Raw genomic sequence first — 23,432 nt, 5'->3', positions numbered from 1 at the left:
AGAGCAGATCAGGCAGTCGCGGTGCCTTCGGGCATCGAGGAAGGTCCGGACTCCACAGGACAGGATGGCGGCTAACGGCCGTCCGGCGATCGCCGGGGCGCAAGCCCGGGCGCGAAGCCGAGGAACAGGGCCACAGAGACGAGTCTGCGGCGAGGGCGGACGATGTCCGCACCGGTACGGCCACTCCGTACCGTTCGCATGGGCAACCGTGCGAGTCGCGGCAGGGTGAAACGCGGCAACCTCCATCCGGAGCAACACCAAATAGGCATGCGCGCGGCTTCGGCCGCACAGGGCGGTCCGTCCGAGCATGCGGGTAGGTGGCTAGAGCCGTCCGGCAACGGCCGGCCCAGAGGAATGACTGCCCGCGGGCGATGCCCGTGTACAGAATCCGGCCTATCGATCTGCTTTGCCTTGATTCTTTGCGCCTGGCCATCCATCCGGGGCAAGCCCATCGCCGCGAGCCCCATGACCGCAGCCCTGCCCACCCCTTTGGATCTAGCCTTCGAACTGGCCCCGGTCGGCCTCCTGGTGACGCGCGACCGCCTCATCGAGCGCTGCAACCGGGCGTTCGCCGGGATGTTCGGCTACAGCCGCCAGCAACTGGTGGGGCAGACCACCGAGATGCTGTATCCGTCGCACGCCGAGTACGAGGACATCGGCGCGCGTGGCGTGCGCAGCATGCTGGCCGAGGGCATCCACCGCGACGAGCGCATCATGGTCCATCGCAACGGCGAGCTGTTCTGGTGCGCGGTATCCGGGCAGCCGGTGGACCCGGCCCAGCCCTATGCCTGCGCCATCTGGGTGTTCGAGGACCTGCGGCCGGTGCGTCCGGTCCGCCTGGCGCTGACGCCGCGCGAGCGGGAGATCTCGGCCCAGATCCTGGCCGGGCGGACCAGCAAGCAGATCGCCAAGGACCTCGCGCTGAGTCCGCGCACGGTCGAGACCTATCGCCTGCGCCTGATGCGCAAGCTCGAGGCCCGGACCGTGGGCGAGCTCATTTCCCGCCTGCTGGGCCTGCCGTAGCCCCGACCCCTAGACCGGGATGCGGATGGGAAACGGCGGCGGCGACGGGACGTGCGGCGCCACGATGCGGTTGCGCAGCGTGCCCAGCCCGCTGACCTCCAGTTCCAGCACGTCGCCGTCCTTCAGGAAGCGGCCCAGCTCGTTGCCGCAGCCGCCCCCCACCGTTCCCGATCCCAGGACCTCGCCCGCGTACAGGGTTTCGTCGGACGAGACGTAGGCCAGGATGTCCAGGAAGGTATGGTGCATGTCCCGGGAGTTGCCGCGCGACCATTCCTCGCCGTTGACCCGGGTGACCATGGTCAGCGTCTGGGGATCGGCGATCTCGTCGGCGGTGACCAGCCAGGGGCCCATGGCGTTGCCGGTATCGAAGTCCTTGCCCTTGGCCGGGCCCAGGCCGCCCTGCATCTCGGTGTACTGGGCGTCGCGCGCCGAGAAATCGTTGAAGATGGTGTAGCCGAAGATATGGGAGGCGGCCTCGGCCACGGGGATGTTCTTGCCCCCGCGCGAGGTGACCATGCCTATCTCCAGCTCGTAGTCGATGACCTGCGAGTACGCCGGCCAGTGCACGTCGGCGCCGTCGCCCACGACGCTGAAGGGATTGCCCTTGTAATAGATGGGGCGTTCGTACCAGACGCGCGGCAGTTCGACCGAGGCCGGGTCCAGCCGCTGCGTGCCGATGCCGAACAGATGGCGGTTGGCGCGCGATTGCCGGAAATGCGTCTCGAAGCACAGGCAGTCGCGCAGGCGGCGCGGCTGGGGCAGGGGCGCCAGGCGGGCGACGGCCGACACTTCATGGGTGGCCGCGGGGCGCTCCACCAGCCGTCGCGCGTGGTCCAGCGCCGCCGGCCCGGCATCGATCAGGTCCAGCATGCTGCGGAAATAGGGCGCGGCGTCGGCCGCCGTGAAGTCCGAGATCGCGCTTTCCCCGGGCAGCAGCGCGCCGATGTGCGCCGCGCCGCCGGGGGCGAGGAAGGTGGTCAGTTTCATCAGTGGTTCCCATCGCAGTGGTCGTGTCCGCAGGCGTGCTGCTTGCGGGCGAAATGGCGTTTGCCCATCAGCGCCAGCATGTCCATGACGTTGGGCGCCGGGAGCGCGCCGCCCGAGATTTCGCGGTAGCAGGCGTAGACATTGACGCACAGCCGTTCGTCCTCGCCCCAGTTCGCCCAGCGGTCCATCGAAATGGCGTCCACCGCCTGCTCGAAGGACATGCCCGCTTCGAGGCAGCGGCGGGACTCGGCCAGCAGGTAGACCAGATAGTCGCGGAATTCCCGCACGCCATCCTTGTCCGTGATCGGGCCATGGCCGGGCACGATGGTCTCGACGTCCCACTCCAGCATCCGGTCGCAGGCGGCGATCCAGTTCGAGACCGGGCCGGTCCAGATGGCCGGATGCGCGCCGACGAACATGATGTCTCCGGTGAAGACGGTGCGGTCCTGCGGTACGTAGACCAGTACGTCGCCTCGCGTATGGGCCGGGCCGACTTCGATGAGCTGGACTTCCTTGTCACCGACCTTGAGGTCCATGCGGTGGTCGAAGGTCTCGGTGGGCAGCGTCAGGCGGATGCCGCTGAAGTCGAACCGCGAACCGATCACCTCTTGCCAGAACTTGCCGGCCATGCCCATGTTCGGCCAGTCCTTCTGCCATCCTGCGTATTGTTCGGGTGGGCGGTGCTTCATGTCCTCCACGCAGCCGTTGGAAGCGATGATGCGCGATCCCTCCAGCAATTGGTTGCCGAAGGTGTGGTCGCCGTTGCCGTGGGTGTTGACCAGGGCGCCGATCCGCTTCGCGGCGGGCACGGCGTCGCGCATGCTGGCCAGCATCTCGGACGTCATGGGCAGGTCGAACAGGGTATCGACCAGCAGCGATTCGCCACTGTCGGAAATCAGCCCGGCGTTGGACCAGCCCCAGCTTCCGTCGGGAACGAGGTAGGCGTGCAGGCCGTTGCCCAGATCGTGCAAGCCCTTGGTGAAGCGCCATTTGGCGGTCGAGGTCGTCATGTCGTCTCCTTCTGGTTGTCCCGCGCTCTATGTATATTCACAGGTGGTGGCTCAGTCGAGCCGGATGTTGGCGTTGCGGATGACGGCGCCCCATTTGTCGTAGTCGCGCCGCACGATGTCGCGCAGTTCGGCAGGGGTCGATCCTACCGGCTCCAGGCTGGCGGTGGCCAGGCGCTCGCGCACGTCGGGCATGGCCAGCACGCGGGCGACGTCGGCGCTGATCTTGTCCACGACCTCGGGCGGCGTGCCCGCGGTGGCGAACAGGCCGTGCCAGGCATCGGCCACGTAGCCGGGCACGGTCTCGCCCACGGTGGGCACGTCGGGGATGTTTTCGCTGCGCTTGGCCAGCGTCACCGCCAGCGGCCGGACCTTGCCGTCCCGCGCGGCGGCCACGCCGTTGGTGTAGGGCTCCATGGCCAGGTCGATCTGCCCGCTCAGCAGCGCCAGCACCTTGTTCGTGTTCATGGGGACGTGCAGCATGCGGGTGCCGGTCATGCTGGTCAGCAGCTCCATCACGATGTGGTTGCCCGAGCCGTTGCCGGCGGACCCGTAGGTGAGCTTGCCAGGATGCTTCTTCGCATAGGCGACCATCTCTGCGACGTTGTTGATGCCCAGGTCGCTCCGGGCCAGCAGCACGTAGCCCAGGTTGACCATGAGCGACACCGGCGCGAAGCTCTTGAAGGCGTCGTAGCCCAGTTTGCCGTACAGGTGGGGGTTGGCGCACAGCACCGAGTTGACCGTATAGAGCAAGGTGTAGCCGTCGGGCTGGGCCTGCGCGACCGCGGTCGCGCCGATGGCGCCGCCGGCGCCCGGACGATTCTCGACGATCAGGGACTGGCCCCAGATGTCCCCCAGCTTCTGGCCGACGATGCGCATGACCACGTCGGGCGAGGTGCCGGCCGCGAACGGGATGATGACCTTCACGGGCCGCGTGGGAAAGTTCTTCTCCGATCCGTGGGCGGGCCAGGAGGCGGCCAGAGCGAGGGCCAGCGCGGCGCGGCCGAACAAGCGTGCAACAGGGGTCTTCATGTCGTCTCCTTGGGAGGGGCTGGCTCGTTGCGGCCGCCGGCAAGCGCGGCCTTGAGCTCGGTTTTCAGAACCTTGCCGTAATGGTTCTTGGGCAGTGCATCGACGAAGCGGTAGCGCTTGGGGCGCTTGAATCGCGCGATCCGGTCCAGGCACAGGCCGTCGAGCGCGGCCGGGTCCGGCGGCGGGCCGCCCCGGGGCACGACGAAGGCCACGACCTCCTCGCCCCATTCCGGGTCGGGCGCGCCGACCACCGCGACCTCGGCCACGCCGGGATGGGCCAGCAGCACTTCCTCGATTTCGCGCGGGTAGATGTTGGAGCCCCCCGAGATGATGACGTCCTTGGAGCGGTCCTTCAGCGTCAGGAAGCCTTCCGCGTCCAGCACGCCGACGTCGCCGGTCCACAGCCACCCGCCGCGCAGCGCCCGGGCGGTGGCCTCGGGATCGCGCCAGTAGCCGGCCATGACCACGTCGCCGCGCACCTGGACTTCGCCGATCTCGCCGTCGGGCAGCGGTTCGCCGCGTTCGTCGGCAACGCGTATCTCCACCTGGGACTGGGCGTAGCCCACCGAGGCCAGGCGCTCGAGCCAGCGCGGATGGCCCCGGTCGGCCAGTTGCCGGCGGGACAGCGCCGTGATCGTCATGGGCGACTCGCCCTGGCCGTAGATCTGGACGAAGCGGTCGCCCATCACGGCGAGCCCGCGCCGGATGTCCTCCACGTACATGGGGCCGCCGCCGTAGACGATGGTCTTGAAGCCGGACGGATCGGCATCCGTGGCCTCGAGGTGGGCCACCAGCCGCTTGACCATGGTGGGCGCCGCGAACATCGACAGCCGGTCCACGCCGGCCGCCAGGGCGGCCAGCTCCGCGGGATCGAAGCCGCCGGACTCCGGCACCACGTGGCGTGCCGCGGCGGCCATGTGCGGCAGGCTGTACAGCCCCGCGCCATGGGACATGGGCGCGGCATACACGGCGGCGTCGTCCGCATCCACCGGATCGACGTCCGAGAAGTAGCAGGCCGTCATGGCGAGCAGCATACGGTTCGTCTGCATGACGCCCTTCGGGCGCCCGGTGGTGCCCGAGGTATAGAACAGCCAGGCGAGGTCTTCGGGCCGGCGCGGGGCGGGCGGCACCGGGGCGGCGTCCAAGAGGTTCCGGTAGCCGGCCGTGCCGGTCTCGAACACGCGACGGATCGCCGGCGCCTCGCCCAGCAGGGGCAGCAGGCCCGTGGCCAGTTCCGGGGCGGTGAAGAGCGCGCCGGCCTCGGCATGCTCCAGAATGAACAGCGCCTCGCGCGGATGCAGCTTCGCATTGATGGGCACGACCGCCAGCCCGGCCCACCAGGCACCGTACATGGCTTCCAGGTATTGCGGGCAATTGGGCATGAACAGCGCCACCCGGTCGCCGGGCTTGAGGCCGTGGCCGCGCAGGCCGCCGGCGATGGCCGCCGCGCGCGCGGCCAGCCCGCGGTAGTCGAGCAGCCGCGAGGCGCCGTGGTAGACGGCCGGGCGATCGCCGTGGGTCCGCGCCGCGCGGACCAGTAGTTGGACGACATTCATCGGGCGGGTCCTAAGCTGCGCGTTCCAGCACGCTGACGTAGTTGGCGACCACGGAACCGCCCATGTTGAAGACGCCGGCCAGTTCGGCGCCGGGCACTTGGATGTCCCCGGCCTCGCCGCACAGCTGCATGGCCGCCATGACGTGCATGGACACGCCCGTGGCGCCGACCGGATGGCCCTTGGCCTTGAGGCCGCCCGACGGATTGACGGGCAGCGCGCCGCCCGGCGCCACCGTGCCGTCGTCGACGCAGCGCGCGCCCTGGCCGGCCTCGGCCAGCCCCATGGCTTCGTAGCTGAGCAGCTCGGCAATGGTGAAGCAGTCGTGGACCTCGGCCAGGTCGAGGTCGCGGATGCCGATGCCGGCTTCGTCCAGCGCGCGCCGCCAGGCCCGCCGCGGTCCTTCGAAGGCGACCGGGTCGCGCCGGGACATGGGCAGGAAGTCGTTGACCTGGACCGTGGAGCGAAAGCGCACGGCGCGGCGGAAGTCGCGCGCCAGCGGGGCGGCGGTCAGCACCAGCGCGGCGGCGCCGTCGGCGACGGTGGAGCAATCGGTCTTGCGCAGCGGCGCGGCGATGATGGGATTGCGCTCGGACACGGTGTTGCAGAAATCGAAGCCCAGGTCGCGGCGCAGGTGGGCGAGCGGGTTGCGGGCGCCGTTGGCGTGGTTCTTGGCCGCGATCCGCGCCAGGGTCGCGCCGTGGTCGCCGTGGCGGGCGAAATACTCCCGGGCGATCAGGGCGAAGATGCCGGGAAAGGTCAGGCCGCGCGAGCCTTCCTCGCGATGGTGGCTTGCGCGGGCCAGCGCCGCGGTCACGGCCGGCCCGTCTGCGGCCGTCATCTTCTCGGCCCCCACCACCAGGGCGACGCGGACCCGGCCCGAGCCGATGGCGTCCAGTGCGGCATGGATGGCGGCCGATCCGGAAGCGCAGGCGTTCTCCAGGCGCACGGTGGGCGTGAAGCGGAAATCGTCGTCGGCGCCGAAGGGCAGGGAGGAAGGAAAGCCGTCGGGCACCATGCCGGCGTTGAAGTGGGAGACGAACACCGCGTCCACGTCCCGCGCCCGCAGGCCGGCGTCGGCCAGCGCCAGGCGCGTGGATTCGACCATCAGCCCCTCCAGGTCGAAGTGGTCCAGGCGGCCGAAGGGGGTGTGGCCCCATCCGACGATGCAGGGGGTGTCCATGGCGTCTCCTTGGTGGCGTCCGTCCCAGTGGGAAGACGCATGTCGTTATGGAGGCCATTATTTCCAGCCGCGCCTGCCGGGCCTAGTCGTAGGAATACGCTAGTAGCGCCCCCGGGCGCGTAGGCCGAGGGCCGCGGGACCCGCGTGGCGCCTGGGCAAGGGGCATTGTTTTGTTACCTTGTCGCCCCTTTTATGTCACTCCCCGGTTTTTCTTCAGACGACACCTTCACTTCAAATGCCAATGCACTGATTTCATGGAACATTTCGCAATGTGAAGGTTCGAGAAAGTGCACCTAAGTCCTTGTTACTAATGAAGAAACCGTGTCCGAGCGGCTTGACCCCGCGTAATCGCTCATTTAGAGTGGGAAATAGTAGAATTTTGTGCAAAAAAGTGGGGTGAGAAGCCGTGTTTCAGGGCAGCAGCGCGCTGACGCTCGATGCGAAGGGAAGGGTATCCATCCCTACCCGGCATCGTGACGCGCTGATGATGCAGGCCGAAGGCCGGCTGACCCTGACCCGGCACCCCGACGGTTGCCTTCTGATCTACCCCCGTCCCACCTGGGAGGTGAAGCGCGAGCAGATCGCGGCGTTCCCGATGCAGGCGCGCGCGCTGCAACGGCTGCTGCTGGGCAATGCCCAGGATGTCGAGCTCGACAGCGCGGGCCGCATCCTGATCGCTCCCGAGCTGCGCACCGCCGCCGCCCTGACGCGCGAGGTGATGCTGCTCGGCCTGGGCGCTCACTTCGAGCTGTGGGACGCTGCCGTTCTGGCCCAGCGCGAGCAGGAGATGCTGGCGCAGGGCATGCCCGAAGTCCTGAACCAGTTTTCTTTCTGACGCCGTGACGACCCCATTCCTGCATCGGCCCGTCCTGCTCGAGCCGACGATAGACGCGTTGGCCGTACCCGCCGACGGCGTTGGCGCCGGGGTATGGGTCGACGCCACTTTCGGGCGGGGCGGCCACACGCGCGAGCTGCTTGCGCGACTGGGGCCCGAGGCCAGGCTGGTGGTGTTCGACAAGGATCCGCAGGCCATCGCGGTGGCGTGCGCGCTGGCCGGGCAGGACCGCCGGGTGACGGTGGTCCACGAGGGTTTCGGCGGACTGGCCGAGGAAATGTCCCGGCTGGGGATCGCCCGCATCCGCGGCCTGATGATGGACCTGGGTATTTCGTCTCCGCAGATCGACGATGCCGAGCGTGGATTTTCCTTCATGCGCGACGGCCCGCTCGACATGCGGATGGATACGACACGCGGCGAAACCGCCGCGCAATGGCTCGCCCATGCGAGCATCGATGACATGCGGGAGGTCATAGCACGCTATGGTGAAGAACGGTTTGCTTTCCAGATTGCAAAGGCGATTGCAGCTGGCCGCGAGAAACGGCCTGTCACGACCACAGGCGAGCTTGCCGACATCGTGGCTGGTGCAGTCCGCACGAGGGAGAAGGGCCAGCATCCAGCGACCCGCACCTTTCAGGCTCTACGGATTCACCTCAATCAGGAGCTTGAAGAGCTCCCGCGTGCGCTAGCCGCGGCGCTCGACCTGTTGGAGCCCGGCGGCCGGCTGGCGGTGATCAGCTTCCATTCGCTGGAAGACCGCATCGTCAAGCAGTTCATCGCCGCCGCGGCCCGGCCCGGCGCGGAAACCGCGCGCCTGCCGCTGCGCGAGAGCGAGCGGCCGCAGCCCGTGCTGGCCTCGATCGGCCGCATCCTGCCCACCGAGACCGAGGTCGCCGCCAATCCCCGCGCCCGCTCGGCGGTGCTGCGGGTGGCCGAACGTACCCATACGGCCCTGCCGGCCGAGGGCGGCAGGGCTTTCGTCAAGACGCCCGAGGCGGCCGCAGCCAAGCGGCGCCCGCCGGCCCGGACGCGCACCCCGCGCGCCCATTCTTTCGCCAGCGCATAGGAGGCCGGCATGGGGCGCCTGCTCTTCGTCCTGACGGTGGCCCTGATAGGGTGCGCGCTGTCCCTGGTCAGCAGCCAGTACAAGGCGCGCAGCCTGTTCGTCGAACTGGAGCGCGCCCAGGCCGTGGCGCGCGACCTGGACGTGGACTGGCGCCGGCTGCAGCTCGAGCAGACCGACCACGCCAAGCATGCGCTGATCGATAGCGTGGCCCGCACCACGCTCAAGATGGAACCGGTCACGCCCGCGCGCACCATCTACCTCGCGCAGTCGCGCGACGCGCAGAGCGGTCCGGCCCTGCTGCCCTATGGTCCGCCGGGCGTGCCCCTGCCGACCAAGCCGAAAGCGGGAGGTGCGCGATGAAACGCGTCCGTTTCTCGTCCGAGAATCCTGTCCTGAACCTGAAGCTGCCCGCGTGGCGGTCGCGCTTCGTGCTGTTCCTGCTGTTCGCCGGTTTCACCGCGCTGGTCGTCCGCGCGCTGTACCTGCAGGGGCTGTCGAACGAGTTCCTGCAGAAGCAGGGCGAGTCCCGCTATGCCCGCACGCTGGTGCTGCCGGCCTCCCGCGGCAAGATCACCGACCGCAACGGGGTCGTGGTGGCGTCCAGCGTGCCTGCCCGCGCCGTCTGGGCCATCCCCGAGGACGTGAAGGCGCCCCCCGGCGCGCTGGCCGAACTGGCCAAGCTGCTGGAAATCCCGCTGCGCGACCTGCAGCGCAAGCTGGCCAACGAAGACAAGACCTTCGTCTACCTGAAGCGGCAGGTGCCGGTGGACGTGGCCGAGAAGGTGGCGGCGCTGGGCCTGGACGGCATCCACCAGCAGCGCGAGACGCTGCGCTACTACCCCGAGGGCGAGGTGCTCGGCCATGTGCTGGGTTTCACCAACGTCGAGGACCGCGGCCAGGAAGGCATCGAGCTGGCCTACAATTCCCAGTTGGCTGGCCGTGCGGGCAGCCGCCGGGTCATCAAGGACCGCCTGGGCAGGGTGGTCGAGGACGTGCAGGCGGTGCGTGCGCCCGCCAATGGTCACGACCTGACCCTGTCCATCGATACCCGGGTGCAGTACCTAGTGTTTTCGCAGTTGCAAGAAGCCGTCGAGCGCCACAAGGCCAAGGGTGGCGCCGCCATCGTGGTGGATACCCGCACCGGGGAGATCCTCGCCCTGGCGAACATGCCCACCTACAACCCCAATCACCGCGAGACCCTGACCGGGGCGCGCCTGCGCAACCGCGCGCTGACCGACACCTTCGAGCCGGGCTCGACCATCAAGCCGTTCTCGATCGCGCTGGCGCTGGACCTGGGCCGGGTGCAGCCCACCACCGTGGTCGACACCGGCGGCGGCCGCATGAACTTCTACGGGCGCACCATTTCGGACACCCACGGCTATGGCAAGCTGGACGTGGCCGGCGTGGTCCAGAAGTCCAGCAACATCGGCACCACCCTGATCTCCCAGCGCCTCGAGAACAAGGAGATGTGGGAGAAATACACGGAACTCGGCCTGGGCCAGGCGCCCAAGCTGGATTTCCCCGGCGCGGTGGCGGGCCGCCTGCGCCCCTATGACAAGTGGAAGCCGATCGAGAAGGCCACCATGTCCTATGGCTACGGCCTGTCGGTGTCGCTGGTGCAGATGGCCCATGCCTACACCGCCTTCGCGCGCGACGGCGACACCGTGCCCCTTACCTTCCTGAAGACCGAGCGCCCGCCCGCCGGCACCCGTATCTATTCCTCGAAGACCGCGCGCACGATGCGCCAGATGCTCGAGGCGGTGGTGGGACCGGGCGGCACGGCCTCGCAGGCGCAGGTCATGGGCTATCGCGTGGCCGGCAAGACCGGCACTGCGCGCAAGATCATCAACGGGGCCTATGCCACCAAGTATGTCGCCTCGTTCTCGGGTTTCGCGCCGGTGTCGAATCCGCGCATCGTCGTGGCGGTCATGATCGACGAACCCACGGCGGGCAGCATCTATGGCGGCGCGGTGGCCGGTCCGGTGTTCTCCAAGATCACCGGCGGGACGCTGCGCATGCTGGGCGTCGAACCCGATGCGCCGTTCAAGTCGCTCGTCATTCCCGAGCATCCGCTGGAGGACAGCCTGTGACGATGGCGACGTCTCCCGCCTCCATCCTGGAGTGGCTGCGCAAGCATGCCTCTCCAGGTTCGCATTTGCGCCTGGACTCCAGGGCAGTGCAGGTGGGCGACATCTTCCTGGCCTACGCGGGCGCCCGCAGCGACGGCCGCGACTTCATCGGCCAGGCGCTCGAGCGTGGCGCGAGCGCGGTGGTGTTCGAGGACACCGCGGCCGACCGCACGGCCGCGCTCAAGCGGGATCTGGCCGAACGCGGTATTCCGGCGCTGCCGGCGGCGGGCCTGAAGGCCGCGCTGGGTGCCGTCGCGTCCGGCTGGTACGGCGATCCTTCGCGCGACATGAAGGTGATCGCCGTCACCGGGACCAACGGCAAGACCTCGTGCACGCAGTGGATCGCGCGCGCGCTGACCGACGGCGGCATGCCCTGCGGCGTGATCGGCACGCTGGGCATCCAGATCCCCGGACCGGACGGCGGCTCGCGCGCGCTGGCCACCGGCCTGACCACGCCCGACGCCGTGGCCCTGCACCGCGCCCTGGCCGACATGCGGCGCGATGGCGTCGCGGCGGTCGCGATCGAGGCGTCGTCCATCGGCATCGCCGAAGGACGGCTGGACGGGCTGCACGTGGACATCGCCGCCTTCACCAACCTGACCCGCGACCATCTGGACTACCACCCGGACATGGCCGCCTACGAGGCCGAAAAGGCGAGGCTGTTCTCGTGGCCGGGCGTGGCCGCGGCGGTCGTGAACCAGGACGACGAGGCCGGCCGGCGGCTGTTAGTCTCGCTCCAGGCCAGCGGCCGGTCCGTGGCGCTGACCGCCTATACGCTGGAACCGGCGCAAGCCGGTGATGCGGCGCCCCGGGTGCTGCGCGCCTCCGACCTGCATGCCACCGGCAGCGGAATGGTCTTCACCTTGAACTGGCAAGCCCACGCGGTGCAGATCGCCACGCCGCTGCTGGGCGAGCACAACGTCTCGAACCTGCTGGCGATGGCGGGCGTGCTGCTCGAGCTCGGATGGAGCGTGCAGCGCGTGTCGTCCGCGCTGGCGTCCGCCCAGGCGGCGGCCGGCCGGCTGCAGGCGGTGTCGGCGCCGGGCCGCGCCCCGGGCGAGGGCGGGCCGCTGGTCGTGGTGGACTACGCGCACACGCCGGACGCCCTGGCGCGTGCGCTCGACGCTCTCGTGCCGGTGGCCCGGACGCGCGGCGGCCGGCGGATATGTGTATTCGGTTGCGGCGGCGACCGCGATCCCGGCAAGCGGCCGCAGATGGCCCAGGTGGCGTGCGCCCATGCCGATCTGGTGGTGGTGACCAGCGACAATCCCCGCAGCGAGCGGCCCCAGGCCATCATCGAGCAAATCCTGGCCGGCGTGCCCGCGGGCAGCGCCGTGCGGGTCCAGCCCGACCGCGCCCTTGCCATCCGGGAAGCCGTCTTCCAGGCCGGGCCCGACGACGTCGTCCTGCTGGCGGGCAAGGGCCACGAGGCCTATCAGGAGATCGACGGCGTTCGCCATCCGTTCTCGGACGTCGAGCAGGCCGAGGCCGTCCTGGCGGCCTATCGCGCCGCTCCCACCGCCGGCGGGCTGATGACGGTGGCCGACGCGGCGCAGGCCATGCGCGGGGTCGTGCATGGCGAGGCCGGCGCCGACCGCGTGGCTTTCTCCCATGTCGGCAGCGACTCGCGCAACGTGGCCGCCGGCGAATTGTTCTTCGCCTTGAGCGGCGAGCGTTTCGATGGCCATGCCTATGTGCGCGCGGCGCACGAGGCGGGCGCGGTGGCGGCCGTGGTACAGCGTCCGGTCGATGGTGCCGGGATGCCGCAGGTCGTGGTGGCCGATACCCGCCGCGCCCTGGGCGACCTGGCGGCCGCCTGGCGCGGGCGATTCGCGATTCCGGTGGTGGGCGTGACCGGCAGCAACGGCAAGACCACCACCAAGGAAATGATCGCCGCCATCTTCGCCGCGCGCCATGGCGCCGACGGCAGGCTGGCGACGCAGGGCAACCTGAACAACGAGATCGGCGTGCCGCTCACGCTGATGCGGCTACGCGGCGCGCATCGCTGCGCCGTCATCGAGCTGGGCATGAACCATCCCGGCGAGATCGCCGAACTGTCGCGCATCGCCGCTCCCACCGTGGCGCTGGTCAACAACGCCCAGCGCGAGCACCAGGAATTCATGCACACGGTCGAGGCGGTGGCGCGCGAGAACGGCGCCGTCATCTCGGCCCTGGCTGCCGACGGTATCGCCGTGTTTCCCGGCGACGATCCCTATACCCCCGTGTGGGCCGAGCTGGCCGGCACGCGCCGCTGCCTGCGCTTCGGCCTGTCGGGCGAGGTCGAGGTCTCTGCTGCGAACCTGCGGCTGGATGCCTTCGAGACCCGCTTCCAGCTGCGCACGCCCGGCGGCCAGGCCGAGGTCGCGCTGGCCGCGGCCGGCCTGCACAACGTGCGCAACGCGCTGGCCGCCGCCGCGTGCGCGCTGGCGGCGGGCATGGAACTGGACGTCATCGCCCGCGGCCTGGCCGAGTTCGCGCCGGTCAAGGGCCGCATGCAGCGGCACCGCCTGCAAGGCGGGGCACTGCTGATCGACGACACCTACAACGCCAACCCCGACTCGGTGCGCGCCGCGATCGACGTGCTGGCCACGCTGCCTCAGCCACGGGTGCTGGTGCTGGGCGACATGGGCGAGGTGGGCGACCAGGGCCCGGCCATGCACGCCGAGGTCGGCGTCTATGCCCGGGAGCGCGGCATCGACGCGCTGTTCGCGCTGGGCGAGGCGACGCGCGACTCGGTGCAGGCCTTCGGTGCCGGCGGCATGCATGCCGACGCGGTCGAGCAGGTGGCGCCCGCCGTGATGGCGGCCGGCCCCGCGTCGGTGTTGGTGAAGGGCTCGCGTTTCATGCGCATGGAGCGGGTGGTGCAGGCGTTGCAGGCCGGCCCCCCGTCGGATCATTCTTCTATTGGTAATAAGCATGCTGCTTGAACTGGCCCAGTGGTTGTCCGAGGATTACCGGGCTTTCTCGGTGTTCAGCTACATCACGTTGCGCGCGGTGCTCGCGTGCGCGACGTCGCTGCTCATCGGCCTGATGGCGGGCCCCTGGGTGATACGCAAGCTCACCGCGCTCAAGATCGGCCAGGCCGTCCGCACCTACGGCCCCGAAACCCACCTGATCAAGAGCGGCACGCCCACCATGGGCGGCGCGCTGATCCTGATCTCCATCGGCGTCTCGACGCTGCTGTGGGCCGACTGGAGCAACCGCTTCGTCTGGGTCGTGCTGCTGGTCACCTTCGGCTTCGGCTGGATCGGCTGGTCGGACGACTACCGCAAGGTCGTGCGCCGGGATCCGGAAGGCATGCCGGCGCGCGAGAAGTTCTTCTGGCAGACGCTGATCGGTCTGGTCGCGTCGGTGTACCTGGCCTTCGCCATTTCGGCGCCGGATGCCGGCGGCACCTGGTCGCTGTTCGTCGACTGGATCTCGGGCGGATTCGGCTACCACCTGCCGCCGCGCGCCGACCTGATCGTGCCGTTCTTCAAGAGCGTGAGCTATCCGCTGGGCGTGATCGGCTTCATCGCGCTGACCTGGGCGGTGATCGTGGGCAGCAGCAACGCGGTCAACCTGACCGACGGACTGGACGGCCTGGCCATCATGCCCACGGTGCTGGTGGGCACCGCGCTGGGCGTGTTCGCCTACGTCGTGGGCCGCGTCGACTATTCCCGCTACCTGCTGTTTCCGTACATCCCGGGCGCATCCGAACTGATGGTGATCTGCGCCGCGCTGGGGGGCGCCGGGCTGGCCTTCCTGTGGTTCAACGCCTATCCGGCCCAGGTCTTCATGGGTGACGTCGGCGCGCTGGCGCTGGGCGGCGCGCTGGGCACCATGGCCGTGATCGTGCGGCAGGAGATCGTGCTCTTCATCATGGGCGGGGTGTTCGTGGTCGAGACGCTGTCGGTCATCCTGCAGGTGAGCTGGTTCAAGTACACCAAGAAACGCTACGGCCAGGGCCGGCGGATATTCAAGATGGCGCCGCTGCACCATCACTTCGAGGTCAGCGGCTGGAAGGAAACCCAGGTCGTCGTCCGGTTCTGGATCATCACCATGATGCTGGTGCTGATCGGACTGGCGACGTTGAAGTTGCGTTGAACCGTGTCGGACGAATCGCTGAACATGCAAACCCCCGTTGAAACCGCCGCGCAAGCGCCGTTCACCCTGGTCCTGGGCCTGGGCGAATCGGGCGCGGCCGCCGTGCGCTGGTGCGCGCGGGCGGGCGGGGGCCTGCGCGTGGCCGACTCGCGCGCCGAGCCGGCGGGTTTGCAGGCCCTGCGGGAAGCCGCGCCGCATGCCGAGTTCCGGCTGGGCGCGGATGCCATGCGGGACAACGGCGGCGTGAGCGTCTTCGATCCCGCCCTGCTCGAAGGCGTCGAGCGCGTCGTCATCAGCCCGGGCCTGCCGCCGCACACGGCGCCCGCGGGCGCCCTGGTCGGCGCCGCCCGCGAGCGCGGGATTCCGGTCATCGGCGAGATCGAGCTGTTCGCGCTGGCCCTGGCCGAGCTGGCCGTCTCCAGGTCGTACGCGCCCCGCGTGCTGGCGGTGACCGGCACCAACGGCAAGACGACCGTCTGCGCACTGACGGGCCATCTGGTCGAGGCCGCCGGCCGTACCGTGGCGGTGGCCGGCAACATCAGCCCGGCCGCGCTGACCGCGCTGATGGCCGCGCTGGACGAGGACCGCCTGCCGGACGTCTGGGTGCTGGAACTGTCGAGCTTCCAGCTGGAAACCACGCACAGCCTGCGGCCCGACGCGGGCGCGGTGCTGAACCTGACCCAGGACCACCTGGACTGGCACGGCGACATGCGCGCCTATGGCGCCGCCAAGGCCCGGCTGCTCGCGGCTTCGTCGGTAGCCGTGGTCAATCGCGACGATGCCCGGGTGGCGGCCATGGTCGAGCGGCTGGACGCGGAGCACGTGCGCAGTTTCGGACGCGAGGCACCGGTGGCCACGGGCGACCTGGGGCTGGACCACAGCCATGGCGTGGCCTGGCTGGCCGAGGCGGCGGCCGAGGATTTCGACGCGCCGCCGCCCAAGCGCAAGAAGGGCGAGGTCGTGACCCGTCCCGATGGACGGGTGAACCGGCTGATGCCGGTCGACGCGCTGCTGATCCGGGGCCTGCACAACGCCCTGAACGTCCAGGCGGCGCTCCTGCTGGCGCGCAGCCTGGGGCTGCCGTGGGCGCCGCTGCTGCGCGCGGTGCGCGAATACCGGGGCGAGCCGCATCGCGTCGAGTTCGTGCGCGGCATCGCCGGCGTCGATTTCATCGACGACAGCAAGGGCACCAACGTGGGGGCGACCGTCGCCGCGCTGGAGGGACTGGGCCAGCGCAGCGTGCTGATCGCCGGCGGCGTCGGCAAGGGCCAGGATTTCTCGCCGCTGGCCCGCGCCGTGGCCTTGCATGCGCGCGCCGTGGTCCTGATCGGCCGCGACGGGCCGCTGATCGCCGAGGCGCTGAAGGACACCGGCGTGCCGCTGGCCACCGGCCAGGACCTGGACGCCGCCGTGCGCACCGCCCTGGACCTCGCGCAACCGGGCGATGCCGTGCTGCTGTCGCCGGCCTGCGCCAGCTTCGACATGTTCCGCGACTACAAGCACCGCGCCGACCGGTTCGTCGATGCCGTGCAGACGTTAGCTGCCGACCGGGGGGAGGTGTAGCCCGATGAGCCTGTTCGCCGAACTCACCGGTAGCGTCAACGCCGTGCGGCCCAGCCGCACGCGGATGCTGAACTACGACGCCGCGCTGGTCACCTCGGCCCTGGCGCTGCTGCTGCTCGGGCTGGTCATGGTGTATTCCGCGTCGGTCACGCTGTCCGACTCGCCCAAGTTCGCCAATTACGGCAACTACTATTTCCTGGTCCGCCACGCGCTGTACCTGACGCTGGGCGTGGTGGTGGCCGCCGCCACGTTCACGATCCGCATGGACGTATGGCAGAAATTCTCGATGCCGGTGTTCGGCGTGGCCCTGTTCCTGCTCGTGGCGGTGCTGATTCCCGGCATCGGCAAGGAAGTGAACGGCTCGCACCGCTGGCTGCCGCTGGGCTTCGTCAACTTCCAGCCCTCCGAGCTGATGAAGCTGGCCGTGCTGATCTACGCCGCCGACTACACCGTGCGCAAGCAGGCCTACATGCAGAACTTCGTGCGCGGCTTCCTGCCCATGGCCTGCGCGATGGCGGCCACGGGTCTCTTGCTGCTGCTCGAACCCGACCTGGGCGCCTTCGTGGTCATCGTCGCGATCTCGATGGGCATCCTGTTCCTGGGCGGCATCAACGGCAAGCTGTTCGGCGGCCTGACCGCCGTGCTGGTGTCGACCTTCCTGCTGCTGATCTGGGCCGCGCCCTGGCGGCGCGAGCGGCTGTTCGCCTACCTGGATCCCTGGACCGAGGCCAACGCGCTGGGCAAGGCCTACCAGTTGTCGCATTCGCTGATCGCCTTCGGCCGCGGCGAATGGTTCGGCGTGGGGCTGGGCGCCAGCGTGGAAAAACTGCACTACCTGCCGGAAGCGCACACCGACTTCCTGCTGGCCGTGATCGGCGAAGAACTCGGGTTCGTCGGGGTGCTGGTCGTGATCACGCTGTTCTTCGTGATCGTGCGCCGGGGTTTCGAGATCGGCCGCCAGGCCATCGCCATGGACCGCGTGTTCAGCGGTCTCGTCGCCAAGGGCGTGGTCCTGTGGATAGGCGTGCAGGCGCTGATCAACATGGGCGTGAACCTGGGCCTCTTGCCGACCAAGGGGCTGACGCTGCCCTTCATGAGTTTCGGCGGCTCGGGCATCATCGCCAACATGGCGGCGCTGGCCGTGCTGATGCGGGTGGACTACGAGAACCGCATCCTGATGCGCGGAGGGCGGCTATGAACGCGCCGCGCACGCTGATGGTCATGGCCGGCGGCACCGGCGGCCATATCATGCCGGGACTGGCGGTGGCCGGCGCGCTGCGCGCGCGCGGCTGGAACGTGGTGTGGATGGGCAATCCGGACGCCATGGAAGGCCGGCTCGTGCCGCCCCAGGGCATCCCGATGGCGCCCGTGCGTTTTTCCGGCGTGCGGGGCAAGGGCCCGGCCACGCTGCTCAAGCTGCCGTTCACGCTGGCCCGCGCCGCGGCGCAGGCCCTGTCGGCGTTGCGCCGCTACCGTCCCGACGTGGTGCTCGGCATGGGCGGCTACGTGGCGCTGCCGGGTGGATTGATGGCGAGGCTGCGGGGCACGCCGCTGGTCGTGCACGAACAGAATTCGGTGGCCGGCATGACCAACCGGGTGCTGGCGCGCTGGGCCAGCAAGGTGCTGACCGCTTTTCCCGGAGCCTTGCCCGGCGAGCTGACCGGCAATCCCGTGCGGCCCGAGGTGGCCGCCGTGGCTCCGCCGGCCGAGCGCTTCGCCGGCCACGCCGGTCCGCTGCGCTTGCTGGTCGTGGGCGGCAGCCTGGGGGCGCAGGCGCTCAACGGCACCGTGCCCGCCGCCCTGGCGATGCTGCCGGCGGACGCGCGTCCGCAGGTGGTGCACCAGGCGGGCGAAAAGCACATCGAGGAACTGCGCACGGCGTATGCCCGGGCGGGAGTGGACGCCGACTGCCGCGCGTTCATCGCCGACATGGCATCCGCCTATGCCGAGGCCGACCTGGTCATCTGCCGCTCCGGCGCGATGACGGTGGCCGAGGTATGCGCGGCGGGCGTGGCGGCCCTGTTCGTGCCGTTCCCGCACGCGGTGGACGACCACCAGACCACCAATGCCAAGTATCTGAGCGATGCGCAGGCCGGATGGCTGCAGCCGCAATCGGCCCTGACGGCCGAGTGGCTGGCCGACTGGCTGCGCCAACGCACACGGGCCGAACTGGCCGAAACCGCGACCCGCGCGCGAGCGCTGGCGCATCCGCTCGCCACCGAGCGGATCGCCGACATCTGCGAGGCGGCGGCGCGACGCTGACACATCATGAGACATCGAATCCGACACATCCATTTCGTTGGCATAGGCGGCTCCGGCATGAGCGGGATCGCCGAGGTGCTGTTGAACCTCGGCTACCGCATCAGCGGATCCGACCTGGCCGACAACGCGACCACTCGCCGGCTGGCGGAGCTGGGCGCGCACATCACGCAGGGCCACAGCGCCGGCAACGTCGAGGGGGTGGACGCCATCGTCACCTCCACCGCGGTCGCGGGCAACAACCCGGAAGTGATCGCCGCGCGCAACAAGCGCATCCCGGTCGTGCCGCGAGCGGTCATGCTGGCCGAGCTGATGCGCCTGAAGCGCGGCATCGCGGTGGCGGGCACGCACGGCAAGACCACCACCACCAGCCTGATCGCCAGCGTCCTGGCGGCGGGCGGGCTGGATCCGACCTTCGTCATCGGCGGGCGCCTGAATTCGGCGGGAGCCAACGCCAAGCTGGGGCAGGGCGAGTTCATCGTGGTCGAGGCCGACGAATCGGATGCCTCGTTCCTGAACCTGCTGCCGGTCATGTCGGTGATCACCAACATCGACGCCGACCACATGGATACCTACGGCCACGATTTCGCGCGGCTCAAGAGCGCGTTCGTGGAATTCACGCAGCGGATGCCGTTCTACGGCACCGCGGTGCTGTGCATCGACGACGCCAACGTGCGCGAAATCCTGCCTTTCGTCTCGCGGCCGGTCACGACCTACGGCTTCGCCGCCGATGCGCAGGTGCGCGCGACCGACGTCCGCACCGACGGTCCGCGCATGTGCTTCACCGTCAGGCGGCGCGACCGGCAGGTCGAACTGCCGCCGCTGGACATCACCTTGAACCTGCCCGGCGAGCACAACGTGCGCAACGCGCTGGCGACCATCGCGGTGGCGACCGAGCTGGGCGTGCCGGACGACGCCATCCGCGAGGCCCTGGCGGCGTTCAAGGGCGTCAATCGCCGCTTCACGCAGGCGGGCGTATTCCCGGTGAAGGCCGAACACGGCGGCGGCAGCTTCACGCTGATCGACGACTACGGCCACCACCCGGTGGAAATGGCCGCCACGCTGGCGGCGGCGCGCGGCGCCTACCCGCACCAGCGCATCGTGCTGGCGTTCCAGCCCCATCGTTACACACGCACACGGGATTGCTTCGAGGATTTCGTCAAAGTGCTGGGTACGGCCGATGCCCTGCTGCTGGCCGAGGTCTACGCCGCGGGCGAACCGCCCATCGTGGCGGCGGATGGCCGCTCGCTGGCCCGCGCCGTGCGCGTGGCCGGCAAGGTCGAGCCGGTGTTCGTCGAGGACATCGCCGACATGCCGCAGACCATCGCGGATTTCGCGCGCGACGGCGACATCGTCATCGCGATGGGCGCCGGCTCCATCGGAAGCATGCCGGCAAGAATGGGAGCGCTGTTCGCTCCGGCATCGGATCAGGAAGGGATACCGCAATGAGCGCGCAATTCGGCAAGGTCGGAGTGCTGTACGGAGGGAAGTCCGCCGAGCGCGACGTGTCCATCATGTCCGGCACCGGCGTGCACAAGGCCCTGCGCAGCGCGGGCATCGAGGCGCACCTGTTCGACACCGGCGTGCGCTCGCTGGCCGAGCTGGCCGAGGAGCGCTTCGACCGCGTCTTCATCGCCCTGCATGGACGCTATGGCGAGGACGGCACGATCCAGGGCGCGCTGGAACTGTTGCGGGTGCCCTATACCGGCAGCGGGCCGCTGGCTTCCGCGCTGGCCATGGACAAGACCATGACCAAGCGCATCTGGGTCCACGAAGGGCTGCCCACGCCGCGCTTCGAGACACTGGACCGCCGGTCCGACCTGGCCGCGGTGGCCGCCCGCCTGGGCCTGCCGCTGATCGTCAAGCCGCCGCACGAAGGCTCCACCATAGGCGTGACCAAGGTCACGGACCTGGCCGGCATGCGCGCGGCCTACGACCTGGCGGCCGAGTACGACGAGCAGGTCCTGGCCGAGGCCTTCATCCAGGGCCGCGAGCTGACCGTGGCCATCCTGGGTACCGGCGCCTCGGCGCGGGCCTTGCCGGTGGTCGAGATCGTGGCGCCCGAGGGGAACTACGACTACGAGCACAAGTATTTCACCGACGACACCCGCTACCTGTGCCCCGCGCAGCTGCCGCCCGCGGTCACCCAGCGTGTCCAGGAAATCAGCGAGGCCGCGTATCGCGTCCTGGGCTGCGAAGGCTGGGGCCGGGTGGACGTGATGCTGGATGCCGACAACCAACCCTATCTGCTGGAGGTCAATACCTCGCCCGGCATGACCGGCCATTCCCTGGTGCCCATGGCGGCCGCCGCCGAAGGCATGAACTACGAATCCCTGTGCGTGGAGATCCTGAAGGATGCCCGCTGCAAGGTTTCAGGCCGGTCTTCGTAAGAGATTGAATCGGACACTCTGTGTGGAACGACTCCCGTACCCTGAATCTCATCGCCAATACCCTGTACCTCGCCGCGGCGCTGGTGCTGGCGGCGTGCGCGCTGCTGTGGCTGGCGCAGCGACCGGTGTTCGCGTTGCAGACGATCTGGATCGAGGCCGAGGACGGCACGCTCCAGCATGTGACGCCAGCCAGCGTGCATCCGGCCATCTCCGGCCGGCTGACGGGCAACTTTTTCACCGCCGACCTGGAGCAGATGCGCCAGGTGTTCGAGACGGTGCCCTGGGTGCGGCAGGCGTCGCTGCGCAGGCAATGGCCCAATTCGCTGGTGGTGACCATACAGGAGCACCAGCCGCTGGGACTGTGGAACGAGAACCGCTTGCTCAACACCTACGGCGAATCGTTCACCGCCAACCTGGGCGAGGCCGAGGACGACCGGCAATTGCCGATCTTCGCCGGCCCGGAGGGCTCCGAAAAGCTGGTGGCGCAGCGCTACGCCGAGCTGACGCGCTGGTTCGCGCCGGTCAAGCTCGACCCGCTGCGGGTGGTGCTGACGCCCCGCTATGCCTGGCAGGTGGAGTTGTCCAATGGCGCGATCATCGACCTGGGACGCGAGCCGACCACCGCGCCCGGCACGGACACCGCGTCGCTGGAGTCGCGTGTCCAGCGCTTCGTGCAGGCGATTCCGGTGATCGAATCGCGCATCGGCAAGCTGGAACATGCGGACCTGCGCTATCCGAACGGCTTCGCGGTCACCACCGCCCGGCCGCCGGCCAGTGCCAAACCGAATCCAAGGAAACCTGCATCAACCATGCAACCTAACCAGAAAAGACCATGACTCGTGAAACCAAGGATCTGATCGTTGCCCTCGACATCGGCACCAGCAAGGTGGTGGCGGTCGTGGCCGAGATGCTGCCTGAAGGGCGCTTCGAAGTGCTCGGTCTCGGGCAGCATGAGTCGCGCGGCATGCGCAAGGGCGTGGTCGTCAACATCGAAACCACGGTCAACTCCATCCAGCGCGCGCTGGAGGAGGCCGAGCTCATGGCCGACTGCAAGATCCGGGACGTCTTCACGGGTATCGCCGGCAGCCACATCCGCAGCTTCAATTCCAGCGGCATGGTGGCGATCAAGGACAAGGAAGTCACCGCCACGGACGTCGCGCGCGTCATCGAGACCGCCAAGGCCATCAACATCCCGACCGACCAGCAGGTGCTGCACGTGCTGACGCAGGAGTTCATCGTCGACGGCCAGGAGGACATCCGCGAGCCCATCGGCATGAGCGGGATCCGCCTGGAAGTCCGGGTGCACATCGTGACCGGCGCGGTCAGTGCCGCCCAGAACATCGTCAAGTGCGTGCGCCGCTGCGGCCTGGAGGTGCAGGACCTGATCCTGCAGCCGCTGGCCTCGAGCCTGGCCTGCCTGACGCCCGACGAAAAGGAACTGGGCGTGGCCCTGGTGGACATCGGCGGCGGCACCACCGACATCGCCATCTTCACCGGCGGCGCGATCCGGCACACCGCGGTCATTCCCATCGCCGGCGACCAGATCACCGGCGACGTCGCCGCGGCGCTGCGCACGCCCACGCCCGATGCCGAGGAGATCAAGCTGCGCTACGGCGTGGCCAAGCAGGTGCTGGCCAGCCCCGACGAGCGCATCGAAGTGCCCGGGCTGGGCGACCGCGGGCCGCGCCAGCTGTCGCGCCAGGCGCTGGGCGCCGTGATCGAGCCGCGCGTCGAGGAGCTGTTCACCTTCGTGCAGCAGGTGATCCGCGAGTCGGGCTACGACGAGCTGCTGTCGTCCGGCATCGTGCTGACCGGCGGCACCTCGCAGATGCCCGGCGTGGTCGAACTGGCGGAGGACATCTTCCTGAAGCCCGTGCGGCTGGGCGTGCCCGAGTACACCGGCAGCCTGGCGGACGTGGTCCGCAGCCCGCGCTTCTCGACGGTGATGGGGCTGCTGGCCGAGGCCCGCTTGCAGCGCGTGCGCGGCCGCAAGGTGGCGCAGCAGACCGGAAATGTCACACAGGTTTTCTCTCGTATGAAAGAGTGGTTCCTGGGGAATTTTTGAAGCGATCCCCCGTCGCATACGTTGCCCGAATCGTGCAGTCCTTCGCAGTCCGATGAAGCAGTGCCCGTTCTTTGAGTCTGTGCAGTTGCAGGTCCAGAGTATCCAGTAGTTCGTTCAAATCAGTTTTTTACATGAGTCGAGGAGGTGCGTGACCGGGGAAGGTGAAACGTGAAGCGCGATCCCAAGGCGGGGTCAGTCAGATGGTCGATTCCGGCCCGATCACATTTCACATTTCACATTTCCCAGCCGCCACT

At 69.1% G+C, this 23,432-nt stretch carries 19 protein-coding genes and 1 other RNA gene; 15 read left to right on the top strand and 5 right to left on the bottom strand.

Annotated elements, in window-relative coordinates; translation table 11 throughout:
* An RNA gene (gene rnpB, locus CDO46_RS27490) (RNase P RNA component class A) lies at nucleotides 1–412 on the top strand.
* A 53-nt stretch (nucleotides 413–465) separates the two neighbouring features.
* Nucleotides 466–1,023 (top strand): LuxR C-terminal-related transcriptional regulator, encoded by a 558-nt coding sequence (locus CDO46_RS27485; RefSeq protein WP_087841768.1) that lies wholly within the window; start codon nucleotides 466–468, stop codon nucleotides 1,021–1,023.
* A gap of 9 nt (nucleotides 1,024–1,032) precedes the next feature.
* On the opposite strand, the gene CDO46_RS27480 is transcribed toward CDO46_RS27485, so the two are convergent.
* Genes CDO46_RS27480 through CDO46_RS27460 form a run of 5 tightly spaced genes read right to left on the bottom strand, consistent with a single transcriptional unit; the run spans nucleotide 1,033 to nucleotide 6,785 of the window.
* The gene (locus CDO46_RS27480) at nucleotides 1,033–2,010 is read right to left on the bottom strand and encodes a fumarylacetoacetate hydrolase family protein (RefSeq protein WP_087841745.1); all 978 of its coding nucleotides are present in this window, start codon (nucleotides 2,008–2,010) and stop codon (nucleotides 1,033–1,035) included.
* The gene (locus CDO46_RS27475; RefSeq protein ID WP_087841744.1) at nucleotides 2,010–3,020 is read right to left on the bottom strand and encodes an MBL fold metallo-hydrolase; all 1,011 of its coding nucleotides are present in this window, start codon (nucleotides 3,018–3,020) and stop codon (nucleotides 2,010–2,012) included. The genes CDO46_RS27480 and CDO46_RS27475 overlap by 1 nt, the downstream gene beginning before the upstream one ends.
* 51 nt (nucleotides 3,021–3,071) lie before the next feature.
* Entirely contained in the window at nucleotides 3,072–4,049 is a 978-nt protein-coding gene (locus CDO46_RS27470) for a tripartite tricarboxylate transporter substrate binding protein (protein WP_087841743.1), read from the bottom strand.
* Nucleotides 4,046–5,605 (bottom strand): class I adenylate-forming enzyme family protein, encoded by a 1,560-nt coding sequence (locus CDO46_RS27465; protein ID WP_087841742.1) that lies wholly within the window; start codon nucleotides 5,603–5,605, stop codon nucleotides 4,046–4,048. Before CDO46_RS27465 ends, CDO46_RS27470 begins: the two co-directional genes overlap by 4 nt.
* Nucleotides 5,606–5,615: 10 nt before the next feature.
* On the bottom strand, nucleotides 5,616–6,785 hold the full coding sequence (locus CDO46_RS27460) for an acetyl-CoA acetyltransferase (protein WP_087841741.1): 1,170 nt from the start codon (nucleotides 6,783–6,785) through the stop codon (nucleotides 5,616–5,618).
* Between the two features lie 406 nt (nucleotides 6,786–7,191).
* On the opposite strand from CDO46_RS27460, the gene mraZ reads away from it, so the two are divergent.
* From mraZ to ftsA, 13 genes are read left to right on the top strand one after another with little or no spacing between them, the layout of a single operon-like run.
* Nucleotides 7,192–7,620 (top strand): division/cell wall cluster transcriptional repressor MraZ, encoded by a 429-nt coding sequence (mraZ, locus tag CDO46_RS27455; RefSeq protein ID WP_087841740.1) that lies wholly within the window; start codon nucleotides 7,192–7,194, stop codon nucleotides 7,618–7,620.
* A 4-nt stretch (nucleotides 7,621–7,624) separates the two neighbouring features.
* On the top strand, nucleotides 7,625–8,686 hold the full coding sequence (gene rsmH, locus CDO46_RS27450) for a 16S rRNA (cytosine(1402)-N(4))-methyltransferase RsmH (protein ID WP_087841739.1): 1,062 nt from the start codon (nucleotides 7,625–7,627) through the stop codon (nucleotides 8,684–8,686).
* 9 nt (nucleotides 8,687–8,695) lie between these two features.
* Nucleotides 8,696–9,046, top strand: a complete 351-nt coding sequence (gene ftsL / locus CDO46_RS27445) for a cell division protein FtsL (RefSeq protein WP_087841738.1) — start codon at nucleotides 8,696–8,698, stop codon at nucleotides 9,044–9,046.
* Entirely contained in the window at nucleotides 9,043–10,776 is a 1,734-nt protein-coding gene (locus CDO46_RS27440; protein ID WP_087841737.1) for a penicillin-binding protein 2, read from the top strand. Before ftsL ends, CDO46_RS27440 begins: the two co-directional genes overlap by 4 nt.
* A 2-nt stretch (nucleotides 10,777–10,778) precedes the next feature.
* A complete protein-coding gene (gene murF / locus CDO46_RS27435; RefSeq protein WP_087841736.1) occupies nucleotides 10,779–13,742 on the top strand; it encodes a bifunctional UDP-N-acetylmuramoyl-L-alanyl-D-glutamate--2,6-diaminopimelate ligase MurE/UDP-N-acetylmuramoyl-tripeptide--D-alanyl-D-alanine ligase MurF in 2,964 nt (987 codons plus the stop codon).
* Nucleotides 13,732–14,901 carry a phospho-N-acetylmuramoyl-pentapeptide-transferase gene (gene mraY, locus CDO46_RS27430; protein ID WP_087841735.1) on the top strand — a complete coding sequence of 390 codons (1,170 nt, stop codon included), beginning with the start codon at nucleotides 13,732–13,734 and terminating at the stop codon, nucleotides 14,899–14,901. Before murF ends, mraY begins: the two co-directional genes overlap by 11 nt.
* A 24-nt stretch (nucleotides 14,902–14,925) precedes the next feature.
* Complete coding sequence (gene murD, locus CDO46_RS27425; RefSeq protein WP_087841767.1) at nucleotides 14,926–16,464, top strand: UDP-N-acetylmuramoyl-L-alanine--D-glutamate ligase; 1,539 nt, start codon at nucleotides 14,926–14,928, stop codon at nucleotides 16,462–16,464.
* 4 nt (nucleotides 16,465–16,468) lie between these two features.
* Nucleotides 16,469–17,662, top strand: a complete 1,194-nt coding sequence (ftsW, locus tag CDO46_RS27420) for a putative lipid II flippase FtsW (protein ID WP_087841734.1) — start codon at nucleotides 16,469–16,471, stop codon at nucleotides 17,660–17,662.
* A complete protein-coding gene (murG, locus tag CDO46_RS27415) occupies nucleotides 17,659–18,726 on the top strand; it encodes an undecaprenyldiphospho-muramoylpentapeptide beta-N-acetylglucosaminyltransferase (protein ID WP_087841733.1) in 1,068 nt (355 codons plus the stop codon). Before ftsW ends, murG begins: the two co-directional genes overlap by 4 nt.
* A 6-nt stretch (nucleotides 18,727–18,732) precedes the next feature.
* A complete protein-coding gene (gene murC, locus CDO46_RS27410) occupies nucleotides 18,733–20,172 on the top strand; it encodes a UDP-N-acetylmuramate--L-alanine ligase (protein WP_087841732.1) in 1,440 nt (479 codons plus the stop codon).
* The gene (locus CDO46_RS27405; protein ID WP_087841731.1) at nucleotides 20,169–21,113 is read left to right on the top strand and encodes a D-alanine--D-alanine ligase; all 945 of its coding nucleotides are present in this window, start codon (nucleotides 20,169–20,171) and stop codon (nucleotides 21,111–21,113) included. The genes murC and CDO46_RS27405 overlap by 4 nt, the downstream gene beginning before the upstream one ends.
* A 20-nt stretch (nucleotides 21,114–21,133) precedes the next feature.
* Nucleotides 21,134–21,949, top strand: coding sequence for a cell division protein FtsQ/DivIB (locus CDO46_RS27400; RefSeq protein ID WP_087841730.1), 816 nt, complete (start codon nucleotides 21,134–21,136; stop codon nucleotides 21,947–21,949).
* Nucleotides 21,946–23,178 (top strand): cell division protein FtsA, encoded by a 1,233-nt coding sequence (gene ftsA / locus CDO46_RS27395; protein WP_087841729.1) that lies wholly within the window; start codon nucleotides 21,946–21,948, stop codon nucleotides 23,176–23,178. Before CDO46_RS27400 ends, ftsA begins: the two co-directional genes overlap by 4 nt.
* Nucleotides 23,179–23,432: the final 254 nt, after the last annotated feature.

The organism is Pigmentiphaga sp. NML030171, assembly GCF_002188635.1.
Lineage (GTDB): Bacteria > Pseudomonadota > Gammaproteobacteria > Burkholderiales > Burkholderiaceae_B > Pigmentiphaga > Pigmentiphaga daeguensis.
This window is presented reverse-complemented; position numbering and strand designations above follow the sequence as displayed.

What these genes read in the sequence shown, in the direction of transcription:
- CDO46_RS27485 (WP_087841768.1), top strand. Translation starts at nt 466, where the DNA reads ATGACCGCAGCCCTGCCCACCCCTTTGGATCTAGCCTTCGAACTGGCC.
- CDO46_RS27480 (WP_087841745.1), bottom strand. Translation starts at nt 2,010, where the DNA reads ATGAAACTGACCACCTTCCTCGCCCCCGGCGGCGCGGCGCACATCGGC.
- CDO46_RS27475 (WP_087841744.1), bottom strand. Translation starts at nt 3,020, where the DNA reads ATGACGACCTCGACCGCCAAATGGCGCTTCACCAAGGGCTTGCACGAT.
- CDO46_RS27470 (WP_087841743.1), bottom strand. Translation starts at nt 4,049, where the DNA reads ATGAAGACCCCTGTTGCACGCTTGTTCGGCCGCGCCGCGCTGGCCCTC.
- CDO46_RS27465 (WP_087841742.1), bottom strand. Translation starts at nt 5,605, where the DNA reads ATGAATGTCGTCCAACTACTGGTCCGCGCGGCGCGGACCCACGGCGAT.
- CDO46_RS27460 (WP_087841741.1), bottom strand. Translation starts at nt 6,785, where the DNA reads ATGGACACCCCCTGCATCGTCGGATGGGGCCACACCCCCTTCGGCCGC.
- ftsL (WP_087841738.1), top strand. Translation starts at nt 8,696, where the DNA reads ATGGGGCGCCTGCTCTTCGTCCTGACGGTGGCCCTGATAGGGTGCGCG.
- CDO46_RS27440 (WP_087841737.1), top strand. Translation starts at nt 9,043, where the DNA reads ATGAAACGCGTCCGTTTCTCGTCCGAGAATCCTGTCCTGAACCTGAAG.
- murF (WP_087841736.1), top strand. Translation starts at nt 10,779, where the DNA reads ATGGCGACGTCTCCCGCCTCCATCCTGGAGTGGCTGCGCAAGCATGCC.
- mraY (WP_087841735.1), top strand. Translation starts at nt 13,732, where the DNA reads ATGCTGCTTGAACTGGCCCAGTGGTTGTCCGAGGATTACCGGGCTTTC.
- murD (WP_087841767.1), top strand. Translation starts at nt 14,926, where the DNA reads ATGCAAACCCCCGTTGAAACCGCCGCGCAAGCGCCGTTCACCCTGGTC.
- ftsW (WP_087841734.1), top strand. Translation starts at nt 16,469, where the DNA reads ATGAGCCTGTTCGCCGAACTCACCGGTAGCGTCAACGCCGTGCGGCCC.
- murG (WP_087841733.1), top strand. Translation starts at nt 17,659, where the DNA reads ATGAACGCGCCGCGCACGCTGATGGTCATGGCCGGCGGCACCGGCGGC.
- murC (WP_087841732.1), top strand. Translation starts at nt 18,733, where the DNA reads ATGAGACATCGAATCCGACACATCCATTTCGTTGGCATAGGCGGCTCC.
- CDO46_RS27405 (WP_087841731.1), top strand. Translation starts at nt 20,169, where the DNA reads ATGAGCGCGCAATTCGGCAAGGTCGGAGTGCTGTACGGAGGGAAGTCC.
- ftsA (WP_087841729.1), top strand. Translation starts at nt 21,946, where the DNA reads ATGACTCGTGAAACCAAGGATCTGATCGTTGCCCTCGACATCGGCACC.